Here is a 1,286-nt window from a genome sequence, read left to right as displayed (position 1 = left end):
ATGGCGATCTTCTTGATGTTCTGTGCGGCGGCTTGCAGCAGGCATTGGCAGGCGACGCGGACAAGGCCTCGAAAGCGGGCGTAGCGGTGGCCGTGCAGCTGCTTGGCGTCGGCAAAGGAGCATTCCACCGTTTCCTTGCGCCGCTTGTAGATCGCTTTTCCCCAAGCTGTGAGCCGGTGGGCGTCAGTGCGTTCGCGGGCGTCCTGCCAGACATGGCGGGTGATGGTACGGATGGACTTGGCGTTGGCCGTGCAGGATGCGAGCAGCGGGCAGGTCCGGCAGATGGCCGGATCAGATACATAATGCTTGTAACCGTTGCGGTCGGTCGTGGCATAGGGGAGCAATTGGCCCTCAGGGCAGCGATAGCCATCGACATCCGCTTCGAATGCGAACTTCGACTTGCGCATCATGCCGTCCCTGGGCGGCGTTGGAGTGCGGTAGCCGGTAACGCCGAGGATATGGCGATCTTCCAAACCCCGGGCAATGGCCGCTGTCGCATAGCCAGCATCCAGCCCGACCGCGCCAACCTCGAAGTCAAAGCGCCGGCGTTGCCGATCCAGACGGTCGAGATAGACGCGACTGTCATGCACATTGGCCGGCGTGACGTGGATATCGGTGATGATGGCCAGCTTTCCATCCACCGTGCGGTGGTCGAGATAGTAGAAGCCCTTCGGCTTGCCGTCGCGCACCATATAGCCGCTTTCCGGATCGGTGCGGCTGACCTTGGTTTCCTTCGCCTCCCGCTCACGCGGCTTGTCCCTCATCGGCTTCTGGCCGTGCAGTGCCCGTTCCGCATCAATGGCCCGATCAAGATCAGCCCAATAGTCGGCCCGGGATCTGGCGATCATCTCAAGGTCGTATTTGCCCTTGTTGGCATTGGCTTTCAGATGTGTGCTGTCGGTATAAAGCACTGTCCCATCGACCAGTCCGTGCCGGATCGCCTGTTCGACGATATGGTCGAAAATGTCCTGGCCGACCGAGGTGTCGTTAAAGCGCCGCCGCCGGTTCTGGCTCAGTGTCGAGGCGTCGAACACCGCATCGCTCAGCTTCAGGCGCAGGAACCAGCGATAGGCGACATTGACCTCGATCTCGCGCACCAGCTGACGCTCCGAGCGCACGCCGAACAGGTAGCCGATGAACAGCGCCTTGAACAGCAAGGTCGGATCGAGCGGAGGACGGCCGTTGTCGGGGCAATAAAGCCCGGCAACCCGGTCATGGATGAAAGAGAAGTCGATCACCGCATCGATCTTGCGAAGCAGATGATCTTTCGGGACCAGTTGATCGAG

The 1,286-nt window shown here is 60.9% G+C and carries 1 protein-coding gene; it reads right to left on the bottom strand.

Annotated features, from left to right (window positions below):
• The coding region (locus FIC94_RS22290) for an IS1182 family transposase (protein WP_140026467.1) at positions 1-1,286 on the bottom strand (1,286 nt) is incomplete at both ends.

The organism is Ochrobactrum teleogrylli (assembly GCF_006376685.1).
Taxonomy (GTDB): Bacteria; Pseudomonadota; Alphaproteobacteria; order Rhizobiales; family Rhizobiaceae; genus Brucella; species Brucella teleogrylli.
The sequence above is the reverse complement of the archived record's forward strand: the minus strand, read 5'-3'. Positions and strand labels throughout refer to the sequence as shown.